Here is a 1146-nt window from a genome sequence, read left to right on the forward strand (position 1 = left end):
ATCTCACTATGAATAAGAACGTGACTTCCAAATAAAATTATTAAAAACACTCATAAATAAAATATTTCATATAAATATAATTACTTACACTCTAACGAGCCTATCAATATAAAATGGCAATGCTCTATACACCATCGAGCTAACACTCTGAATCTCTCTTATTTTTAAAGAAAGATAACCTGGGTTAACATTATATCTTTCACAGATAATTTTTCTTTTTACTCCATTAACAAAATAATCTTCAAGGGCATGGATTACTTTCCTGCTTCGGATTGATGATATGTTGATTAATAATGAAAAATGTTCCTGTTCTACCGTGCCAGGTTCAAGCTTGCTTATTTTTTCATATCTTACCATTCATTACCTCCTGTAATTAACAGGGCTGAGTATACTTCCCTTTAAAAAGTTATTGATTTGATCACTGAGTGTCATCTCATCCTTGTACTGACTTTGTTAAATTTATCCTGCAGCAGCGCTGCCCAATAAATTTACTTAGTTAAGCCATTGATGGTTAATGACGACTGCTTGCCATCGATACTTTTCGAGTAATTAATTTTATATTCTGTCCGAGATTTAAAAATCCACTATATCCACGGGTAACCTTGCAACAAACTCAACCATATATAGCAGCTGATAATATTTTCTTTAGCTCGGGCAGCCAAGCTGCCCGATGTTCAATTACTTCAGGGTAATAATGCCAAACAGTACTTTCTTTTTTATTGTGGTTTCCTTTTCTTAATTATAAGTTACAGCTACATTGAGCGGCGCACTCCACTTGGTTGTGGCAGTGAGCGGAGAGTTAAACGTTGCTTCCATGGTCTGACCTGCATCAATACCCAATACATAAGAAGCAGCAGCGACGCCATACTTAAATTGGTTATTAACCTCTTGAAAAGTTAAATTTATAGGCCATGTAGTTATTATCCAGCCAGAAAAAGGGTGGTCCTTTAATAAAGGATGCTGCGTAGCAACATCTCTAAGCTGATTTAATGTTTTAACCTCACCAAAGCGAATAAACATACCATTAACATCAATATGTCCGTTAGCCATACTCCTTCCAAATAGACCACCATAAAAAGCAGAATTATTATTGTCTGCCTTTAGTGATGTAGATAAATATGTATTACTAGACTCCCCGTGCTCTAA

General features: G+C 35.2%; 1 protein-coding gene and 1 pseudogene. Both read right to left on the minus strand.

What is annotated here, in order from left to right; genetic code table 11:
• Nucleotides 1-84: 84 nt before the first annotated feature.
• Nucleotides 85-357, minus strand: a complete 273-nt coding sequence (locus AACS05_RS24855; RefSeq protein WP_045438152.1) for a PapB/FocB family fimbrial expression transcriptional regulator — start codon at nt 355-357, stop codon at nt 85-87.
• A gap of 378 nt (nt 358-735) precedes the next feature.
• Nucleotides 736-1146, minus strand: a pseudogene (locus AACS05_RS24860) (hypothetical protein); the annotation flags it as partial.

This window comes from Citrobacter sp. S-77 (genome assembly GCF_963864895.1).
Taxonomy (GTDB): domain Bacteria; phylum Pseudomonadota; class Gammaproteobacteria; order Enterobacterales; family Enterobacteriaceae; genus Citrobacter; species Citrobacter murliniae.

Bases quoted from the DNA above. Each gene is read 5' to 3' on its own strand.
- AACS05_RS24855 (WP_045438152.1), bottom strand. From the start codon at position 357: ATGGTAAGATATGAAAAAATAAGCAAGCTTGAACCTGGCACGGTAGAA.